18 protein-coding genes are annotated in these 18804 nt (G+C 34.2%); 2 read left to right on the top strand and 16 right to left on the bottom strand.

Annotated elements, in window-relative coordinates; genetic code table 11:
* Positions 1-88 precede the first annotated feature (88 nt).
* The 10 genes from nuoH to aspS form a co-directional block, all read right to left on the bottom strand.
* Positions 89-1141, bottom strand: coding sequence for an NADH-quinone oxidoreductase subunit NuoH (gene nuoH / locus FLACOL7796_RS01455; protein ID WP_173969069.1), 1053 nt, complete (start codon positions 1139-1141; stop codon positions 89-91).
* Positions 1142-1144: 3 nt separating this feature from the next.
* Positions 1145-2176 carry a 2Fe-2S iron-sulfur cluster-binding protein gene (locus FLACOL7796_RS01450; protein ID WP_173969068.1) on the bottom strand — a complete coding sequence of 344 codons (1032 nt, stop codon included), beginning with the start codon at positions 2174-2176 and terminating at the stop codon, positions 1145-1147.
* Between the two features lie 93 nt (positions 2177-2269).
* Positions 2270-3640 (bottom strand): NADH-quinone oxidoreductase subunit NuoF, encoded by a 1371-nt coding sequence (gene nuoF / locus FLACOL7796_RS01445; protein WP_173969067.1) that lies wholly within the window; start codon positions 3638-3640, stop codon positions 2270-2272.
* 1 nt (position 3641) lies between these two features.
* Entirely contained in the window at positions 3642-4172 is a 531-nt protein-coding gene (locus FLACOL7796_RS01440) for a complex I 24 kDa subunit family protein (protein WP_173969066.1), read from the bottom strand.
* A 200-nt stretch (positions 4173-4372) separates the two neighbouring features.
* Positions 4373-5611: an NADH-quinone oxidoreductase subunit D gene (locus FLACOL7796_RS01435; protein ID WP_173969065.1), complete on the bottom strand. Its 1239-nt coding sequence runs from the start codon at positions 5609-5611 to the stop codon at positions 4373-4375.
* Between the two features lie 24 nt (positions 5612-5635).
* Positions 5636-6157 carry an NADH-quinone oxidoreductase subunit C gene (locus FLACOL7796_RS01430; protein ID WP_173969064.1) on the bottom strand — a complete coding sequence of 174 codons (522 nt, stop codon included), beginning with the start codon at positions 6155-6157 and terminating at the stop codon, positions 5636-5638.
* 1 nt (position 6158) lies between these two features.
* Positions 6159-6707, bottom strand: coding sequence for an NADH-quinone oxidoreductase subunit B (locus tag FLACOL7796_RS01425; RefSeq protein ID WP_173969063.1), 549 nt, complete (start codon positions 6705-6707; stop codon positions 6159-6161).
* A gap of 157 nt (positions 6708-6864) precedes the next feature.
* A complete protein-coding gene (locus FLACOL7796_RS01420; protein WP_173969062.1) occupies positions 6865-7230 on the bottom strand; it encodes an NADH-quinone oxidoreductase subunit A in 366 nt (121 codons plus the stop codon).
* Positions 7231-7470: 240 nt separating this feature from the next.
* Entirely contained in the window at positions 7471-7665 is a 195-nt protein-coding gene (locus FLACOL7796_RS01415) for a cold-shock protein (RefSeq protein WP_007137066.1), read from the bottom strand.
* 382 nt (positions 7666-8047) lie between these two features.
* A complete protein-coding gene (gene aspS / locus FLACOL7796_RS01410) occupies positions 8048-9799 on the bottom strand; it encodes an aspartate--tRNA ligase (RefSeq protein ID WP_173969060.1) in 1752 nt (583 codons plus the stop codon).
* A 158-nt stretch (positions 9800-9957) separates the two neighbouring features.
* Here aspS and FLACOL7796_RS01405 point away from each other — a divergent pair, with 158 nt between their 5' ends.
* Positions 9958-10953 carry a TlpA family protein disulfide reductase gene (locus FLACOL7796_RS01405; RefSeq protein WP_173969058.1) on the top strand — a complete coding sequence of 332 codons (996 nt, stop codon included), beginning with the start codon at positions 9958-9960 and terminating at the stop codon, positions 10951-10953.
* Between the two features lie 211 nt (positions 10954-11164).
* Positions 11165-11512 (top strand): toxin-antitoxin system YwqK family antitoxin, encoded by a 348-nt coding sequence (locus tag FLACOL7796_RS01400; protein ID WP_173969056.1) that lies wholly within the window; start codon positions 11165-11167, stop codon positions 11510-11512.
* Positions 11513-11723: 211 nt separating this feature from the next.
* On the opposite strand, the gene FLACOL7796_RS01395 is transcribed toward FLACOL7796_RS01400, so the two are convergent.
* From FLACOL7796_RS01395 to FLACOL7796_RS01370, 6 genes are all read right to left on the bottom strand, one after another.
* On the bottom strand, positions 11724-12839 hold the full coding sequence (locus FLACOL7796_RS01395) for a PepSY-associated TM helix domain-containing protein (protein WP_173969055.1): 1116 nt from the start codon (positions 12837-12839) through the stop codon (positions 11724-11726).
* 79 nt (positions 12840-12918) lie between these two features.
* Positions 12919-15372 (bottom strand): TonB-dependent receptor, encoded by a 2454-nt coding sequence (locus FLACOL7796_RS01390; RefSeq protein WP_173969053.1) that lies wholly within the window; start codon positions 15370-15372, stop codon positions 12919-12921.
* Between the two features lie 119 nt (positions 15373-15491).
* Complete coding sequence (locus FLACOL7796_RS01385; RefSeq protein WP_173969051.1) at positions 15492-17039, bottom strand: PepSY-associated TM helix domain-containing protein; 1548 nt, start codon at positions 17037-17039, stop codon at positions 15492-15494.
* 3 nt (positions 17040-17042) lie between these two features.
* Positions 17043-17345, bottom strand: coding sequence for a hypothetical protein (locus tag FLACOL7796_RS01380; protein WP_173969049.1), 303 nt, complete (start codon positions 17343-17345; stop codon positions 17043-17045).
* 18 nt (positions 17346-17363) lie between these two features.
* Positions 17364-17696, bottom strand: coding sequence for a hypothetical protein (locus FLACOL7796_RS01375; protein ID WP_173969047.1), 333 nt, complete (start codon positions 17694-17696; stop codon positions 17364-17366).
* Between the two features lie 64 nt (positions 17697-17760).
* Positions 17761-18690: a TonB-dependent siderophore receptor gene (locus FLACOL7796_RS01370; protein WP_173969098.1), complete on the bottom strand. Its 930-nt coding sequence runs from the start codon at positions 18688-18690 to the stop codon at positions 17761-17763.
* Between the last annotated feature and the right edge of the window lie 114 nt (positions 18691-18804).

The raw sequence follows: 18804 nt of genomic DNA, 5'->3' as shown, positions 1-18804 counted from the left end.
AGCTAATCCTGCTATCCGCTATATCTTTATTTTTTTAAAGAAAAAAAATAAAGGATGCCGCTTCTATCAGGGCTAGGCATTACAGTTCTTAGAATCCTAAAGCTGCTGCAATATCATGTCTTAAAATTACAACACCTGTAATCATGATATTAATAATCGAAAGCGGGATTAAAATTCTCCAGCCTAAGTTCATTAATTGGTCATATCTAAATCTCGGAATTGTCCAACGTACCCACATATAGAAAAATATGAAGAAACATAATTTTGCAAACAATGCAGCAATTCCTAATAGATTAGCAACGTTAACCCCTACATTTTCTACCATCCATTGCATTCCAGGATAATTGTATCCACCGAAAAACAAAACAGAAATAATAGTAGCAGAGATAAACATACTCGCATATTCAGCAAATAAATAAAATCCCATTTTCATAGATGAGTATTCTGTATGGTAACCTCCAATTAATTCGTTTTCACATTCTGCTAAGTCGAAAGGAGTTCTGTTTGTTTCTGCAAAAGAACAAATAAGGAAAATTAAGAATGATAAAGGCTGATAAAAAACGTTCCAGTTCATTCCGGCTTGTTGCTCAGAAATTGTTTTTAAGCTTAAAGTTCCGGTCATCATCAATAAAGCAATTATTGATAATCCCATAGCAACCTCATACGAAACCATTTGAGATGCTGCACGAATAGCTCCCATTAATGAGAATTTATTGTTAGAAGCCCATCCACCAATCATGATGCCGTAAACCCCTACTGATAATACTCCAAAAATGTATAATATACCAATATTAATATCAGTTGCCTGTAAAACTACATCGCGGCCAAAAACATGCAATTTATCTCCCCACGGAATAACAGCACTTGTCATTAATGCCGTACTCATTGCAATTGCAGGTCCTACAACAAATAAAAATTTGTTTGGTGTGTTTGGGAAAAACTCTTCTTTCGAGAATAATTTCATACCATCTGCAAGAGGTTGTAATAAACCACCCCATCCTGCACGGTTTGGTCCTACACGATCTTGTAGAAAAGCTGCAACTTTACGTTCAGCCCAGGTAGAATACATTGCCATAACCATGGTTATCGCAAAAACGACAACAATAACGACACTTTTTTCTATAATAAATGCACTTTCCATTTCTTAAGATTTTTTATCATTTGTAGTTAATGGAATTGCAGCCATACTAATTTTTTTACGATCAATATCTCTACCTAAAAGGATCGTTTTTTCTGTATCGATTTCTACTTTCTCTAATTTTTGAGTGTAGTTATTTTGGTTGATAACAGAGTCTTTTTCAAATTCTCTAGGTCCTTCAATTACCCAGTCGTTCACGTTTTTGTGATCAAAACGACAACTGTTGCAAATGAATTCTTCTACTTCGTGGTACTCGTCTTTACGACCAGTTACACGCTGAATTTCTCCACCAAACATCCATACAGTTGTTTTACCACAACATCCAGGAGTAGTACATTCTCTGTGAGCGTTGAAAGGTTTGTTGAACCAAACTCTTGATTTAAAACGGAAAGTTTTGTCTGTTAAAGCTCCAACCGGACAAACGTCGATCATGTTTCCAGAAAACTCATTGTCGATTGCTTTAGAAATTCCGGTTGAAATATTAGCGTGATCTCCACGATCTAATACTCCGTGAACTCTGTTGTCTGTCAATTGATCTGCAACTTGTACACATCTTTGACATAAGATACAACGGTTCATATGTAGTTGAATATTCGGACCAATATCTTCTGGTTCAAATGTTCTTTTTTCTTCAATAAAACGTGATTTTGGGTTTCCGTGCTCAAAACTTAAGTTCTGAAGATCACATTCACCAGCCTGATCACAAATAGGGCAATCTAACGGGTGATTGATCAATAAAAATTCAGTTACAGATTTACGGGCTTCAGTTACACGAGCCGATGATTTGCTGTTCACTTCCATTCCGTCCATACATCCTGTTACGCAAGATGCCATTAATTTTGGCATTGGTCTTGGGTCAGCCTCACTTCCTTTAGAAACTTCAACTAAACAACAACGACATTTTCCGCCGCTACCTTTTAATTTTGAGTAATAGCACATGGCTGGCGGAACCAAATCTCCACCAATCATACGTGCAGCCTGCAGGATCGTTGTTCCTGGCTCTACGTCTATACTTTGACCGTCTATGGTTACTTTCATCTCTTATTGATTTGAATGTTGAAAGTCGAAATATTGAAAAGAATTGCTGTCCTTTTTAACATTATGAACTTTATAACTTTCTGCTTTTTATTTTTATACGATTACTTTACCGCCTACTAAATGCTTTACTTGCGAAAAAGGCTCAGCAACAAAGTGATCTCTATTTTTGATTTTTTCAGGGAAACGAACGTGATATTCAAATTCATCTCTAAAGTGACGAATTGCAGCTGCTACTGGCCAAGAAGCTGCGTCACCAAGTGGGCAAATTGTGTTACCTTCAATTTTACTTTGAATACTCCACAATAATTCGATATCCTCCTCACGGCCTTGACCGTTTTCGATTCTCCATAATATTTTTTCTAACCATCCTGTTCCTTCACGACAAGGTGTACATTGTCCGCAAGATTCGTGGTGGTAAAAACGAGCAAAATTCCAAGTGTTTCTAACAACACAAGCAGTGTCGTTGTAAACAATAAATCCTCCTGAACCTAACATCGACCCGGTAGCAAAACCACCATCACTTAAAGATTCGTAAGTCATTAAACGATCTTCACCGTTTGCTGTTTTAAAAATTAATTCAGCTGGTAAAATTGGCACTGAAGATCCTCCCGGTACAAATGCTTTCAAAGGTCTGCTAGAAGACATTCCTCCTAAATATTCGTCAGAATTCATGAATTCATCAACGCTTAATCCTAATTCAATTTCGTAAACTCCCGGATTTTTGATGTGTCCTGAAGCGGAAATTAATTTAGTTCCTGTAGAACGACCAATACCAATTTTAGCATAATCATCTCCAGAATTGTTGATAATCCATGGCACAGTAGCGATAGTTTCAACATTGTTTACCACTGTTGGGTTAGCCCAAAGTCCTGAAACTGCAGGGAATGGTGGTTTAATACGAGGGTTTCCTCTTTTACCTTCTAATGACTCAATAAGTGCAGTTTCTTCTCCGCAAATATAAGCACCAGCTCCACAGTGAACATATAACTCTAAATCGTAACCTGTACCTAATATATTTTTTCCTAACCATCCGGCAGCTTTAGCTTCGGCGATTGCTCTTTCTAATATTTTGAAAACCCACATATATTCTCCACGAATGTAGATGTATGAAAGGTTGGCGCCTAAGGCAAAACTTGAGGTAATCATTCCTTCGATCAATAAGTGAGGAATGTATTCCATCAAATAACGATCTTTAAAAGTTCCCGGTTCAGACTCGTCGGCATTGCAAACTAAGTGTCTTGGTTTTCCAGATTTTTTATCAATAAAACTCCATTTCATTCCTGCAGGGAAACCTGCACCTCCACGACCACGAAGACCTGATTTTTTTACTTCTTCAGTAACTTCATCCGGTGTAAGGGTTTTTAGAGCTTTTTCTACAGAGGCATAACCACCATTTTGGCGATATACTTCGTAGGTTTTAATTCCTGGAATATTGATTTTATCTAATAATATTTTTTGTGACATCTTATTTATCGTGTAATATTATTTTATCATCTTTACAATCAGCGATTAACTGATCAATCTTATCTTCTGTCAATTTTTCTTTGTAGAAATCGCCTAATTGCAACATCGGAGCATATCCGCAGGCACCTAAACATTCTACGCCGGCAATGGTAAACATTCCGTCCGGAGTTGTTTCTCCCATTTTAATGCCTAATTTTTCAGAAGTATAATCCATTAAATTTTCAGCACCATTTAAACAACAACAAGAAGTCTGGCAAAACTCGAACATGTATTTTCCAATTGGCTTTTGGTTGAACATGGTATAAAAAGTAACCACTTCATACACTTCAATTGGTTTTATCTGAAGAATTTCGGCAACTTTATCTTGCAATTCAATGCTAAGCCAGTTGTTATGCGCATCTTGCACTTCATGCAAAACAGGCAACAAAGCTGATTTTTGTTTGCCTTCAGGATAATGACTGATTAATTCATTGATACGGGTGATCAATGCCTCTGTCATATTTATTTCTTGTTTGTAATGTTTACGTTCCATTTTTAATTTTAGATTTTAGATTTTAGATTTTAGATTTTTTTAATCTTTGTCTACAATCTATGATTCTTCAATCATTGTTTAAGTTTTAGATTCTTCAATCTGAATTTTTCAATTCCTAAATTATAATTTTTAAATCTAAAATCTAAAATCTGCATTTTCTAAAAAAAATCTAAAATCTATAATCTAAAATCTACAATCTGTTAGGCGTCTAATTCTCCTGCAATTACATTTAAACTTGATAGAATAACAATTGCATCAGAAAGTAATGAACCTTTAATCATTTCAGGATATGCCTGGTAATAAATAAAACAAGGTCTTCTAAAATGTAATCTATATGGAGTTCTGCTTCCGTCAGTAACTAAATAAAATCCTATTTCTCCATTTCCTCCTTCAACAGGGTGGTAAATTTCTGCAACTGGTACAGGAACTTCTCCCATTACAATTTTAAAGTGATAAATTAGAGATTCCATAGAAGTATAAACATCTTCTTTTGGAGGAAGGTAGTAATCAGGAACTTCTGCATGATATTCGTTTCCGGCTGGCATTTTATCCAATGCCTGACGAATGATGCTTAAACTTTCGCGAACTTCTGCATTACGAACACAGAAACGGTCGTAAGTATCTCCTGATTTTCCAACAGGAACAATAAAATCAAAATCTTCGTATGAAGAATAAGGCTGAGCCACACGAACGTCATAATCAACTCCGGCAGCACGTAAGTTTGGACCTGTAAATCCGTACGCCATTGCCTGCTCTGCAGTAATTGCACCTACGTTTACGGTTCTGTCAAGGAAAATTCTGTTTCTTTCGAATAAGTTTTCAAATTCTTGCCAAGCGACAGGAAATTCTTTTAAAAACACATCTAATTTGCGGAAAGCTTCTGGTGACCAATCTCTTTCGAAACCACCAATTCTTCCCATATTTGTTGTTAAACGAGCTCCACAAATTTCTTCGTAAATCTCATATACTTTTTCTCTAAATTGAAAAACATATAAGAAACCAGTATAAGCACCAGTATCAACACCTAAGATTGAGTTACATATTAAGTGATCTGTAATACGTGCCAATTCCATTACGATAACTCTTAAGTATTGAGCGCGTTTAGGCACTTCAATATTTAGTAATTTTTCTAAAGTCATCCACCATCCCATATTATTGATAGGAGAGGAGCAATAGTTCATACGGTCTGTAAGAGGTGTAATCTGGTAAAAAGGACGATTTTCAGCAATTTTCTCAAAAGCTCTGTGAATGTAACCAATGGTTGGTTCAGCTTCAAGAATTCTCTCACCGTCCATCAACAGGATATTTTGAAAAATACCGTGTGTGGCTGGGTGTGTTGGCCCTAAATTCAGTACCGAAAGCTCGCTTCCGTCTTCGTTTAGTTTATCCTTAACTATTTTAGCATATCGATGCTCTGGTGATAATAATAGTTCTGACATTTTATAATGTTGAATTATTTATTTTTAGCAATTTGTTGTTGTTCTTCCAAAGAATCTGTCGTCTTTATCAGTTCTTCCGCTGTCTTCCATTGGGAATTCTTTTCGCATTGGAAAAGACACCATTTCATCCATATTCAAAATACGTTTCAATTGCGGATGTCCGATAAAGTTGATTCCGAAGAAATCGTACGTTTCTCTTTCCATCCAGTTAGAACTTAAGAAAATATTCGAAATGGTTTTAATTTCTGGTTTTTCACCATTTAGAAAAACTGTAATTCTAATTCTTTTGTTTTCGTACCAGTTGTGTAAATGATATACTATGGCAAACTGACGATCTGTTTCGTTATCTGGATAATGAACTCCGCATAAATCAGTTAAAAAATGAAAACGTAAATCAGAATCGTTTTTCAAAAAAAGAATCAAAGCAGTTATTTTATCTGCTGTTGTTTCTAGTGAAAAAATATCTCTTTCTTGGTGAAAGTTAAAAACACTTGCATCAAATGTTTCTGTAAGTTTATCTTGTATCAGGGTATTTTCTAAAGCCATCTTATGAAATGTTATATGAAGCTAGTAATTCTTGGTATTCCGGTGAACTTCTGCGTCTAACAGATTCGCTTTTTACCAATTCCTGAAGTTTCATTACTCCATCAACAATTTGTTCTGGTCTTGGCGGACATCCCGGAACGTAAACGTCAACCGGAATTACTTTATCGATACCTTGCAAAACTGAATAAGTATCAAAAATTCCACCTGATGAAGCACAAGCTCCAACAGCAATTACCCAGCGAGGCTCAGACATTTGCTCGTAAACTTGTCTTAAAATAGGAGCCATTTTTTTAGAAATCGTTCCCATAACCAGCAACATATCTGCCTGACGAGGAGAAAAACTCACACGCTCAGAACCAAATCGTGCTAAATCGTAGTGTGAAGCCATTGTAGCCATGAATTCGATACCACAGCATGAAGTTGCAAAAGGCAATGGCCATAATGAATTGGCTCTTGCTAAACCTACAACATCATTTAGTTTTGTAGCGAAGAAACCTTCTCCTACAACCCCTTCTGGTGGTGCAACCATATTTACATTTGAATTGCTCATTTTATTTTAGATTTCTGATTTTAGATTTTAGATTTGGAAAATCGTAAAAGCTAAAATCAATTTTTTTAAATCAGTATTAAATTCAATTGAAGTTAAATTTTAAATTTTAATTCGAGATGTATAATCTAAAATCAGAAATTTAAAATCTAAATCGTAATTATTCCCAGTCTAATGCTTTTTTCTTGATGATGTAGAAAAAGCCCACTAAAAGAAGCGACATGAAAACAATCATCTTAAGCATTCCTTCAATTCCCAGTTCTTTGAAGTTTACCGCCCAAGGATAAAGGAAAATTACCTCTACGTCGAACAATACGAATAAAATGGCCACCAGAAAGTATTTTACTGAAAACGGGATACGAGCATTACCAACAGACTCGATACCGCACTCAAAGTTCTTATCTTTGGTTTCAGAGCTTCTTTTTGGTCCTAATTTTCCGGAAATAATGATAGTTCCTACCACAAAACCAACAGCTAAAATGAACTGCATTAAAATAGGAATGTAATTGTATTGATCAGATTGCATAAACTTAGGGTTTTTACTTAAAGAATAAGCCACAAAGATAACTTTCAACTCTGTAAATCACAAGCTAAAAAAGGATTTAAGTGTGTTACATAAGGGTGAATATTTGTAATTTTTATTCATTATAAATAATACCAAACTATTTTAAGATTTTTTTAAGATTTGAGCAAAAAAAAACGTCCCGAAATTTCGAGACGTTTTTAAACCATTCAGAGGCAAAAAAAATAAATTGCTATATTTTTCTTAGATTACTGCTACTTTAGCAGCAACTTTCCCTTTTCTTCCTTCTTCTTCTTCATAGCTTACACGGTCACCTTCGCGTAATTCTTCCGCGTTAATTCCTGAAGCGTGAACGAAGATATCTTTTCCTGTTTCTTCGTCTGTAATGAATCCATAACCTTTAGATTCATTGAAAAATTTTACTGTACCTGTACGCATTGTAATTGTAATAATAATTTATAATGAAGCAAATGTAATATATAAATTCATACAAAAGACAATAAGGTGTTAATTTTTTGTAAAAATTATTGATTCACAGTGTTTTCGCTATTTATATTGCATCAATTTTGATATGGAAGTATTTTATTTAAGAATCATTAATTGTAAGAATAAAAGTTAAAAAAGTAGCTTATAGTTTACAAATTTTTCTTATATTATGCACAAGCCGATCGGTAAAACTGTGTAAATGTGGCAAAATACTTGTAATTACTGATGTTCTCCCTTTATAGCATTACAAATTTTAGGTTAAAAAACGAAAAGATCAAAAAAAATGGCAGCTAAAATTAATAGCTGCCATCTGTAATTTTAAAATTCTGAGAATTTATATCGCATCAATTTTGATGTGTAATTCTTTTAATTGAGCATCATCGATTGTAGCAGGTGCATCGATCATTACATCACGTCCTGAATTATTTTTTGGGAACGCGATAAAATCTCTGATGGTTTCCTGACCTCCTAAAATAGCGACTAATCTGTCAAGACCAAATGCTAAACCTCCGTGTGGTGGTGCTCCAAACTGAAAAGCATCCATTAAGAAACCAAATTGTGCTTTTGCTTCTTCTTCGGTAAAGCCTAAATATTTAAACATTAATTGTTGAGTCGCTTTATCGTGAATACGAATCGATCCTCCGCCAATTTCATTTCCGTTTAATACCATATCGTATGCATTAGCACGAACTTTTCCAGGTTCTGTTTCTAATAATTGCATATCCTCTGGTTTTGGAGACGTAAATGGGTGGTGCATTGCATGGTAACGACCGCTTTCTTCATCAAGTTCTAACAATGGGAAATCTACAACCCAAAGTGGTGCAAATTCTTCCGGATTACGCAATCCTAAATGAGTTGCTAATTCCATACGAAGTGCAGAAAGCTGAGCACGTGTTTTGTTTGCCGGACCAGAAAGTACAAAAATCATATCTCCAGGTTTAGCACCTGTAATTTTTGCCCATTGTCCTAAATCATCCTGATCGTAAAATTTATCTACAGATGATTTAAAAGTTCCGTCGTCATTGCATTTTGCATATACCATTCCTGATGCGCCAACTTGAGGACGTTTTACCCAGTCAATTAATCCGTCAATTTCTTTACGGGTATAATTTCCTGCGCCAGGAACTGCAATACCAACCACTAATTCAGCAGCATTAAATACCGGGAAATCTTTGTGTTGTGCAAATTCGTTCAATTCGCCAAATTCCATCCCAAAACGAATGTCTGGTTTGTCATTTCCGTATGTTTTCATGGCATAATCGTAGGTAATTCTAGGGAATTTATCTACTTCGATACCTTTAATTTCTTTTAATAAATGTCTTGTAAGACCTTCAAAAACGTTCAAAATGTCTTCTTGCTCTACAAATGCCATTTCGCAATCGATTTGTGTAAATTCCGGCTGACGGTCGGCACGTAAATCCTCATCACGGAAACATTTCACAATCTGGAAATATTTATCCATTCCACCCACCATCAATAATTGTTTGAAAGTTTGAGGCGATTGTGGCAATGCATAAAATTGTCCTTCGTTCATACGGCTTGGTACAACGAAATCTCTTGCTCCTTCCGGAGTTGATTTAATCAAGTAAGGAGTTTCAACTTCGCAGAAATCTAAATCAGATAGATATTTACGAACTTCCATCGCTACTTTATGACGAAATAACAAACTGTTTTTCACAGGATTTCTACGAATATCTAGATAACGATATTTCATTCTGATATCCTCTCCACCATCAGTTTTGTCTTCGATGGTAAATGGAGGTGTAAGGGCTGCATTTAAAATTGTCATTTCAGTGACCAAAATTTCAATGTCACCAGTAGCAAGATTTTTATTTTTGGCTTCACGCTCAATAACAGTTCCTTTTACCTGAATTACAAATTCTCTACCTAAGGTTTTAGCCAGTTCAAAAACTTTTTCATTTGAACGACCTTTATCAAATAATAATTGGGTAATACCATATCGGTCACGTAAATTAACCCAATTTATAAATCCTTTATCATTAGAGTTCTGAACCCAACCCGCTAGTGTAACTTCCGTATTAATATTTGAGGCGTTTAATTCGCCACAATTATGACTTCTATACATGATCAAAATTTTAGACTGCAAAAGTAAACACAAAATTCAAGATAATATAGTAAAGTGATAAAGTTGATACGTTGAAATTTGAAATATTTTGTTAATTCTTAAATTTTGAAGCTGTAATTTCTTTAGATTTGAATCACTAAAAACAAACTTTAATTTATATGAACAAACTTTTTGTTACTGGTCTGTTGATTTTTAGCGCTTTGAATGTTATAGGTCAAACCAAAAATCAAATTAAATTTACGGCTAAAATTACCAATAGAAATAGCGATACTTTAGTGATTAGAGGAAGGGATAATTTTAAACAAGTGATTCCTATTAATAAAAAAGAGGTTTTTGCTGCCAATTTTGATGCTCCAAAAGGGTTTTATATGTTTTCTGACGGAACAGAATCTTCTAATTTATATTTAAAACCAAATTCAGACATTAATTTGACAATGAATGCCAAAGAATTTGACGAAACGATTGTATATAAAGGTAAAGGTGTTGATGAGAGCAATTTTATGGCACAGCAAGCTTTAAAGGATGAACAATTTCAAAAAGAAGCTTTTACTAAAGAACCGGCTGAATTTGCCTCACTTTTAGAAGCAAAGAAAAAGACAGATATTGAAAATGTTGAGAAAGGTAATTTTGATCCTGAATTTAAAACAGCCTTAAAAAGTAGTTTTGAAAGCTTCAACCAATATGCAGCGCAAGAATATGAAAGAGCGTCGAAAGCAAATAGATTAAACGGAAAACCGTCTCCTGATTTTGATTATGACAATCATAAAGGAGGAAAAACAAAATTGTCTGATCTTAAAGGAAAATATATCTATATCGATTTGTGGGCTACATGGTGTGCACCTTGTAGAGCAGAAATACCTTATTTACAAAAAATTGAAGAAAAATATCACGGAAAAAATATTGAGTTCGTGAGTATTTCAATTGATAAGGTAAAGGACAATGAAAAATGGAAAAAATTTGTAACGGATAAAAACTTAGGCGGAATTCAGTTATTTGCTGATAAAGATTGGGAATCTGAGTTTGTAACCGGTTATGGTGTAACCGGAATTCCGAGATTTATTATCGTTGATCCAAAAGGAAATGTTTTAAACGCTGATGCAGCAAGACCTTCATCTCCAGAGCTTCAAACGCAATTAGACTCATTATTGAAGTAATTTATTTACCAAATTTATAACGTTATAGTAAATTTATATATTTTATAAAAACCCAGTAAAACCAGTGCTTCAGCGCTGGTTTTTTTGTTTTGGGTAAATTTCCAATGTTAAGCTTTTACTCAATGTTACCAAATTGTTAAGTAAAAGTTTTTTTAATGTAAACAATTAATTATATTTGATAAAGATTTGATAACATTAAATACCTCAAGATATGAAAAAGTGTGTAATTTTAGTTGCAATATTGTTCTCTGGAATTTTAGTTGCACAAGAGATAAAACCTGAATTAGAAGTTGTTGGAAACAAAGTAAAAGCTACTTACTACCATGAAAATGGACAAGTACAACAAGAAGGTTTTTTTAAAGATGGTAAATTAGATGGTGTTTGGGTGTCTTATGATGAAAAAGGAAACAAAGTTGCCGTAGGAGAGTACACAGACGGATTGAAAACTGGAAAATGGATTTTCTTTAATGAGAAAAACCTTTGCGAGGTTTCTTATGAAAACAGCAAAGTCGCTTCAGTCAAAAATTTACAGAAAAATGCTTTAGCAAATAGAAATTAATACAATTTCGAATAATTTAGAAAACCGCTTTAATTAGCGGTTTTTTTTTGATCATATTTTGACTAATTATTTTTAACCGCAAAGGACGCAAGTTTTTGTCTTATTATTATAAACGCAAAGTTCGCAAAGGTATAATTTATAAAGCTTTGCGAACTTTGCGTTTAGATAAAATCTTATAAATAAAAAACTTTGCGTTCTTTGCGGTTAAATTTTATGCTTTTATTTTTTTACAGGATTTATTTCTTCGTCCGTACCAAATTACAAAACCGGTTGCAGGCAAAGCGGCCGCAATTAAGCTGATTATAAAAGCTATAATTTTTCCTGGCAAGTCTAATATTTGTCCGGTATGAATTCCGTAATTCATTTCGACAACTTGAAGGCCTAAACTCTTTTTATCAAAAGGCTGGCTTTGTATTAATTTACCATCACCCGGATGAAAATAATAATTGCTTTGATGATCGTATCGTAAAGTATGAGGATAAGCTCCGGTATTGATTAAATCTCCTTTTTGCAGAGGGTAAGTTATAAAAATCATTTCGGCTTTTGGCTGTAATTTCATCGTTTCGATAAAAGCACGATCGACAGCAGTAATTTTATTATTGGCAAATTTAGTCGTGTCGATTACAGGCGCTTTTGTTTCTAAAGCTTTATCTCCCCCAAAATTGAAGATTTTATAAATGCCATCTCCAACCCATTCGTAAGTAAAAGTTAAACCTGTAATGGCAATAATAGCGGCAATAATTGCAATATAGAATCCGGAAGTGTTGTGCCAGTCGTAATTTACCCTGCGCCATTTTGCCGACCATTTTACAGAGAGGCTTCTTTTGAGATCTTTCTTTTTCTTTGGCCACCATTGAATAATTCCTGAAATCAGCAAAAGAATAAAAATTATAGTGGCGCCGCCAATAATATGTTTGCCAATATAATCGGGCAATAATAAGTATAAATGAATGTATTCTACAATGATGAAAAAATCTGTTTCAGGATCTTCGGTTTTTAAGTATTTTCCGGTGTAGGGATTAAAGTAGAGATAGCGGTTTTCAGTTCCAGAATAAGTGTAAACTATTGCAGCTCTGTTTTTTCCATAAAAAGAAACCATTGATTGTTTGTATTCCGGAAGAATTTCTTTGGCTTTTTCCTGTAAAACAGAAGGAAGTACAAAAGGTTTATTTTGAGGTTCAACCAATCGCCATTCTTTTCGGGTAATGTCTTTTATTTCGTCATGAAAACAAAAAATACAACCCGTAATACTGATAATAAAAACAATAAGCCCGGAAATTAATCCGAGCCATTTATGTAGAAAACGTATTTGTTTTTTGAAACTCATGTTTTGTGTAAAGACATTCTGCGGGGCAAAAATACCATTAAAAGGTAGATTGTGCGGTAAAGTTTTTTATAAATTCGTTTTAAAATTTATAAGTAATACTTCCCATAAAAGTTCTAGGTGCTTGTACATTAACGGTTGTATAACCATTAAAATAAAGTTCGTCTGTAAGATTGTCTACTTTTAGAGAAAGTCTGTATTTGGGCTGATCGTAATACAATGTTGCATTTACGACATTATATGATGGTAAAACAAAGGCTTCAACATCGGCAGGATTTCCTGAGCCGGTTGGGTTTCTGTTGTAAACAAAAGTTTCGTCGCCATAATTTCCTCCAATACCAAATCCTAATCCTTTTAGTTTAGAAGTTTGCAAACTGTAGCTAATCCAGTAATTAATTAAATTTTCAGGTCCTGCCGTTTCAGGTCGTAATCCGTTTACATCAGCATTTGCATTGTTAAGTTTGCTGTTGTTGTAGGCGTATCCAAAAATAAAATTCAATCCTGAAATTGGGTTTGCAGTCACTTCAAGTTCAACACCTTTGCTGGTTTGGTTTCCGTCCTGTACATTCGTGTTCACAACTTGTCCTGCGCGAACGATATTTTTTACATCAATATTGTAATAGCTTAAATTGGCGCTTAATTTATTTTCGAAAGCATTTAATTTAATACCTGCTTCGAACTGATTTGCTTTTTCAGGATCAAATTGTTGCAGTTCAGGATTTCCGCCTACGTTGGCAAATAAGTAACCAATGTTTTTAAAACTATTTTGATAGTTTCCAAAAATGGCTACTTTATCTTTTATAATTTGGTATACAAGTCCCAGTTTTGGAGAAAAAGCATTTTGCGAAAAATCTCCTGATGTAATATTTGTTGCCGGATCGTAAGTTCCGTTATTTTTATAATGATCAAAACGCAATGCAGCCGAAAGAATTAGCTGATCTGTAATATTGATTACATCCGCGACATAAACACTATAGGTTGTAAGCGATGTAATGGTTCTGTATTGATAACCATTTACAAATAATGGCTCAATATTATTTGGGTTAAAATTATAATAATTAGCATTCGCAGCAGAATAATCTACAATGTCATATTCTGTTTTAAAAGGATTGTTCGGATCTCCGCCAAGATATCCCAGACTGCTGTTGGTTTCAGATCTTAAAATATCTCCACCAATAAGCAATTGATGTTTCATGCCAAAAAGTTCCGTCTTGCCATTAAAGTTTTGTTGAAACTCAACAATATTGTCTTTTCCTACCATATTCCAGGCATTTCTGGACATTTTGTTGTTGCCTAAAAGATAAAACCATGCCTGAGGCCCGTCAGATTGATTGGCGCTGGAACTAAAAATAGTTTGCGATTTCCAGTTCTCGCTGATTTCATAATGAGCCTGCGCAAAAACATTCGCCGTTTTGGTATTCATCATAAATTCGCCTCCGGTAAAAGATCTTTTCCAGTCTCTTGCAATCTGATTGGCATTATATAAATTGATACTTTTTGGAGTTTGTCCGTAAGGAATATAAGTAAATGCCGGCGATGATGAATTAACCGTAGATAATTCGGCATCAATAGAAATGGTTAATTTGTCATTTATTTTATATGAAAATGAAGGAGCAAAAAAGTAGCTTCTGTTTTTTCCGTAATCCTGAAAAGTGTTAGCGTCATTATAAGCACCATTTACTCGTAATAAAGCTGTTTTTTCTTCATTTAAAGGAACATTAATATCTGCCGCTAATCGGTTTAAGCCATAACTTCCGGATTGATAACTAATATCTCCTCTAAAAGTTTCTGTTGGTTTTTTGGTAACCCTGTTGATCAGCCCTCCGTAAGAAGTTAAAATGCTTCCAAAAAGTGTTGCCGATGGTCCTTTGATACTTTCTATTCTTTCTAAATTGGCAGCATCAACGCTGTTTGTGATTTTTCCGGCAATTCCGTCTCTTAATAAACTTTGTGTTACAAATCCGCGGGAAGCAAAATAAGAACCTCCGTCGCCCACTTTTCCGGTTGCTGCCCAAAGCTGGTATAATCCCGGTACATTTTTTAAGGCTTCGTCCTGATTAATTACCAACTGATCTCTCATTAAACTTTTGGTTACAACACTGTAAACCTGAGAATTTTCAAGGTTTTTAATCTGCATTTTAGATACAAAAGGACTTTCAGATTTATTGTATTTATTGATGTTTCCTTTTATAAAAACTTCTTCAAGTTCTTCTGTGTTTGTGTTAATGGTGAAGTTTTCTATGATTTCGGCTTCACCATTTACAGTAATTTTCTTTTCTTTTGATGAATGGCCAAGCGCAGATACTCGTATGGTGTAATTTCCTGAATTGATGTTTTTAATTTCATACAATCCCTGACTATCTGTTAGAATTCCTATTTTGGTTCCTTTTAACTGAACTGAAACATTTTCTAAAGCTTTGCCGTTTACAGAGGTAATCGTTCCTTTTATTGTTGTTTTTTGTTGCGAAAAAACCGGAGTTTGAGCCAATACTAAAAAGCAAAAACCTATAAACTCTATTGTAAATCTTATCTTCATTTTATTTAGAATAAATACTGATAAGGCAAAAATAGTGCTTATAGGTTATATAGCAAATTATTTATTACTAAATTATAGGAAAAAAACTATAATTAGACTTTGAATGTTTGTTGTAAGCTTTATACAGTCTTTTTTTGATTTAAATGATATGTCACATAAAGGGTTAGCGAAGCCAAAACAATCCAGAAAACATCAATAAAGAAAACCTGAATCTGATTGTGCATAAACGAATGCCAAAACCAGTTTCCGGTGACAATTCCGTTTGTAACAGGGATTAAAAATCCTAAAATACTTCCCGAAATTAAACAGAATTTGTTGGTAAAAGCATCGTTCTTTTTAAAGATAAAGAAGATTGCAAGAACTAGCCATCCTCCAAAATAAACCAGAAACAAATTATTCTGACTTAACGGATAGAATATTTTAGTAACAATAAAAGTAAGTGCTGTAATTGGGTACATACTTAAACATATCGCCAAATAGATACGAACAACAGCAGCGTTGAAACGTCTTTTCTTTTCAGGTAAATTATTCTTTTGTCTGGCAACTAACCAAATCATTACACCAGAAATAATAACGAAGCAGGTGATGATTCCTAAAACGAAACTTACAATTCTTAGAGCATAACCGCCATAATCGCCAAAATGAATTTTGTATAAAACATTTTTTACAACATCAAGATAGTTGTTTTGCGTAATAGGGTTTTTCTTCGCGATTTCTTTTCCGTCAGCAATTCGGTAAATTACTTTTCCTATTCCTGTAAATTTTTTGTGGCTTAACATTTCGCCTTCCACCACTACATGCATATTGGCATCGCCATAATTCTGAATAAAAACGCGCGTAATTTCAAAATCATTCCAGTTGCTTTTTGCTTTTGTCACCAGCGCATCAATATCAAAAGGTGTCGCTAGTTTTTTGTTTTCAAACTTGTAGACAGGATCGTTGTATTCTAATTCGTTATATAATTTATCCTGATCTCCATTATATAATGCCATTACAGCAGGAGCAACAATCAAAAGTTTGATCATAAAAAAAGCTCCCGTTACGGCATATACAAACTGAAAAGGCAGACCAATCATTCCTAAAGCGGTATGAGCGTCTGTCCACAATGTTTTTAATTTTTCTTTTGGACGGAAAATATAGAAGTTAGAAACGATTTTTTTCCAATGTAATAAAACACCAGTTATAATAGCAAATAAGAAAAATAAAGCAACAAATCCAGAAAGATAATAACCAACCGGATACGGAATTTGTGCTAAGAAATGTAATCGGTATAAAAATTCGCCTAACGAATACGATTGTTCGTAGGTAAATGATTTTAAGGTTTTGGTATCAAGATAAAAAAAGGAGCCTTCTTTTTGTTTGGCTGGAGCCAAAGTATCTTTGGTACCTTCCATATAAACGGCAACTCTTCTTTCGTTACTGTTTATAGAAATCGTTACATTTCTTCCGTGCAGTACTTGTTCTTTGTCTAATTGTTTTAAAGCGGTATTGTAGTCTAGTTGAATTTCTTTGGTAATTGCAGTAGATTCATTTCTTTCCCAGTTGTTAATGTCGTCTCTGAAAAAAGAAAAAGATCCTGCGAAAAAAATCACAAAAAGTACTACACTGATAACAATTCCGCTAACAGTATGAGTGTGAAAATAGATATTATAATTGCGGTTATTCATAGGTTATTTTGCTATCGGATTGTAAGTATTACCAAGATAAATAAGGAGAGAAAAAACTAAAGTAAGGAGTATGTAAATCCCCCAGATTTTTAATCCGCTTTTTGCTAAGAAAGCAATTATCATAAGCGCCACCCAAAGAATGAATCCGCTAAAAGCCATTGTCATTAAAATATTAGCACGGTTGAACCAGGATGCTAAAGCCAAATGAAAACTGACTGAAACAAAATAGCCGCCAATAATAGCAGCTGTAATTTTGGCAAATCGTTGCCATTTTGATTGGGTTAGATATTTTGGGTTTGCTGGCATATTTTGGTTAGAAATAAGTTAGTTGTAATAAAATTCTAGTAAAGCAACAATTACAAAAAGAGCAATAATGGCAAATCGGCTAATTTTTTTTAATGGAGCCAAAATAATAATCAAACTGCCAATGGTCATTAACTGAATAAAAAACATTAAAGTTCCGCAACAAAGCGATTGTGTAAAAAGCCAAAGTGAGTAGGCTAATAAAAGAAGACCTAAACCCATATATTTGGTTGGTTTAGGATTGCTTTTCATCCATTTCTCAAAACCCAGATCATAAGATAAAGTGGCTCTTTTCGAAGTGTAATAAAGCGTGTAAAAAGCTAAAAAAACGATGAGACTTGCTATTGTTATCATAATTTCATAGAATTTAAAAAACACCTTTCGGCTAAAAGCGAAAGGTGTTTTTGTTATTTGTTTTTTAGAATCTGTAAGAGAAACTTGCGATCAAAGCTCTCGCATCTTTTGGGTGGATAGTTGACCATCCGTCATATATTTCTTTGTTTGTAATGTTGTTTAATTTAAGCGTGATGGTAAATTTTTCAACATTATAAAATAAAGATGAATTTAAAGCTGTGTATGCAGGTATTGTAAATGTTCCTGCAGTATTTCTGTTCATGATCATATTGTCGCCAACATAATTTCCTCCAAAACCTAAACCAAAGCCTCTTAATAAACCGTTTGTAAATTTGTAACTAGCCCAAAGGTTTGCCAGGTTTCTTGGTCCTGCATTTTCAGATCTGTGACCTACAAAATCAGGATCTCCTTTTGTTAAAACTGCATCATTGTAGCTGTATCCTAAAATAATGTTTAATCCATTAATTGGGTTTGCAACAAATTCTGCTTCAAAACCTTTGTTTCTCTGCGCACCATCCTGATACGAAGTCTGATTGTTTGGTAATTCAGCTGTTGGATCTGCCGGATCTACATAAGGAGTTTCTACTACATACACCTGATCAGAAACCTGAATATCATAATAGCTAAAAGTAGCGTATAGTTTGTCTTTGAACAGGTTTAATTTAGTTCCAACTTCAAACTGATTTGCGCGTTCTGGATTAAATATAACTGGTGTAGTTACATTCGACACACGATTTTGTCCCGGAGCAACGTTTACGAATCCATTCATATAATTAGCAAAAATGGAAACTTTGTCTAAAATTGGCTGATACACTAATCCTAATTTTGGAGAAAAGGCAGTTTGATTGTATCCGTCATTTTTTGCATTCATAAAACGGTCAGCACGTAAACTTAACATAGCAGAAAATGCAGGTGTAAAGTTGATTACGTCAGAAACGTAAGCACTGTAAACTTCTTGTTTCGTATTGTTGTTGTTTCTTGGACTATTTGCAATAAGGGCGTCTGAACCTAAGAGTGGTCGGAAGAAATTCCGGCCACTTTATGTTTTAAATACTTTTGAAGGATCTCCGCCTGCGAAGACTATCATTATTGCAGTAATAAGTTCCCT

Source organism: Flavobacterium bizetiae, assembly GCF_902804475.1.
Classification (GTDB): Bacteria; Bacteroidota; Bacteroidia; order Flavobacteriales; family Flavobacteriaceae; genus Flavobacterium; species Flavobacterium bizetiae.
The sequence above is the reverse complement of the archived record's forward strand: the minus strand, read 5'-3'. Positions and strand labels throughout refer to the sequence as shown.

Bases quoted from the DNA above. Each gene is read 5' to 3' on its own strand.
- FLACOL7796_RS01390 (WP_173969053.1), bottom strand. From the start codon at position 15,372: ATGAAGATAAGATTTACAATAGAGTTTATAGGTTTTTGCTTTTTAGTA.
- aspS (WP_173969060.1), bottom strand. From the start codon at position 9,799: ATGTATAGAAGTCATAATTGTGGCGAATTAAACGCCTCAAATATTAAT.
- FLACOL7796_RS01415 (WP_007137066.1), bottom strand. From the start codon at position 7,665: ATGCGTACAGGTACAGTAAAATTTTTCAATGAATCTAAAGGTTATGGA.
- FLACOL7796_RS01375 (WP_173969047.1), bottom strand. From the start codon at position 17,696: ATGATAACAATAGCAAGTCTCATCGTTTTTTTAGCTTTTTACACGCTT.
- nuoF (WP_173969067.1), bottom strand. From the start codon at position 3,640: ATGTCACAAAAAATATTATTAGATAAAATCAATATTCCAGGAATTAAA.
- nuoH (WP_173969069.1), bottom strand. From the start codon at position 1,141: ATGGAAAGTGCATTTATTATAGAAAAAAGTGTCGTTATTGTTGTCGTT.
- FLACOL7796_RS01420 (WP_173969062.1), bottom strand. From the start codon at position 7,230: ATGCAATCTGATCAATACAATTACATTCCTATTTTAATGCAGTTCATT.
- FLACOL7796_RS01385 (WP_173969051.1), bottom strand. From the start codon at position 17,039: ATGAATAACCGCAATTATAATATCTATTTTCACACTCATACTGTTAGC.
- FLACOL7796_RS01450 (WP_173969068.1), bottom strand. From the start codon at position 2,176: ATGAAAGTAACCATAGACGGTCAAAGTATAGACGTAGAGCCAGGAACA.
- FLACOL7796_RS01430 (WP_173969064.1), bottom strand. From the start codon at position 6,157: ATGGCTTTAGAAAATACCCTGATACAAGATAAACTTACAGAAACATTT.
- FLACOL7796_RS01395 (WP_173969055.1), bottom strand. From the start codon at position 12,839: ATGAGTTTCAAAAAACAAATACGTTTTCTACATAAATGGCTCGGATTA.
- FLACOL7796_RS01400 (WP_173969056.1), top strand. From the start codon at position 11,165: ATGAAAAAGTGTGTAATTTTAGTTGCAATATTGTTCTCTGGAATTTTA.
- FLACOL7796_RS01440 (WP_173969066.1), bottom strand. From the start codon at position 4,172: ATGGAACGTAAACATTACAAACAAGAAATAAATATGACAGAGGCATTG.
- FLACOL7796_RS01425 (WP_173969063.1), bottom strand. From the start codon at position 6,707: ATGAGCAATTCAAATGTAAATATGGTTGCACCACCAGAAGGGGTTGTA.
- FLACOL7796_RS01405 (WP_173969058.1), top strand. From the start codon at position 9,958: ATGAACAAACTTTTTGTTACTGGTCTGTTGATTTTTAGCGCTTTGAAT.
- FLACOL7796_RS01435 (WP_173969065.1), bottom strand. From the start codon at position 5,611: ATGTCAGAACTATTATTATCACCAGAGCATCGATATGCTAAAATAGTT.
- FLACOL7796_RS01380 (WP_173969049.1), bottom strand. From the start codon at position 17,345: ATGCCAGCAAACCCAAAATATCTAACCCAATCAAAATGGCAACGATTT.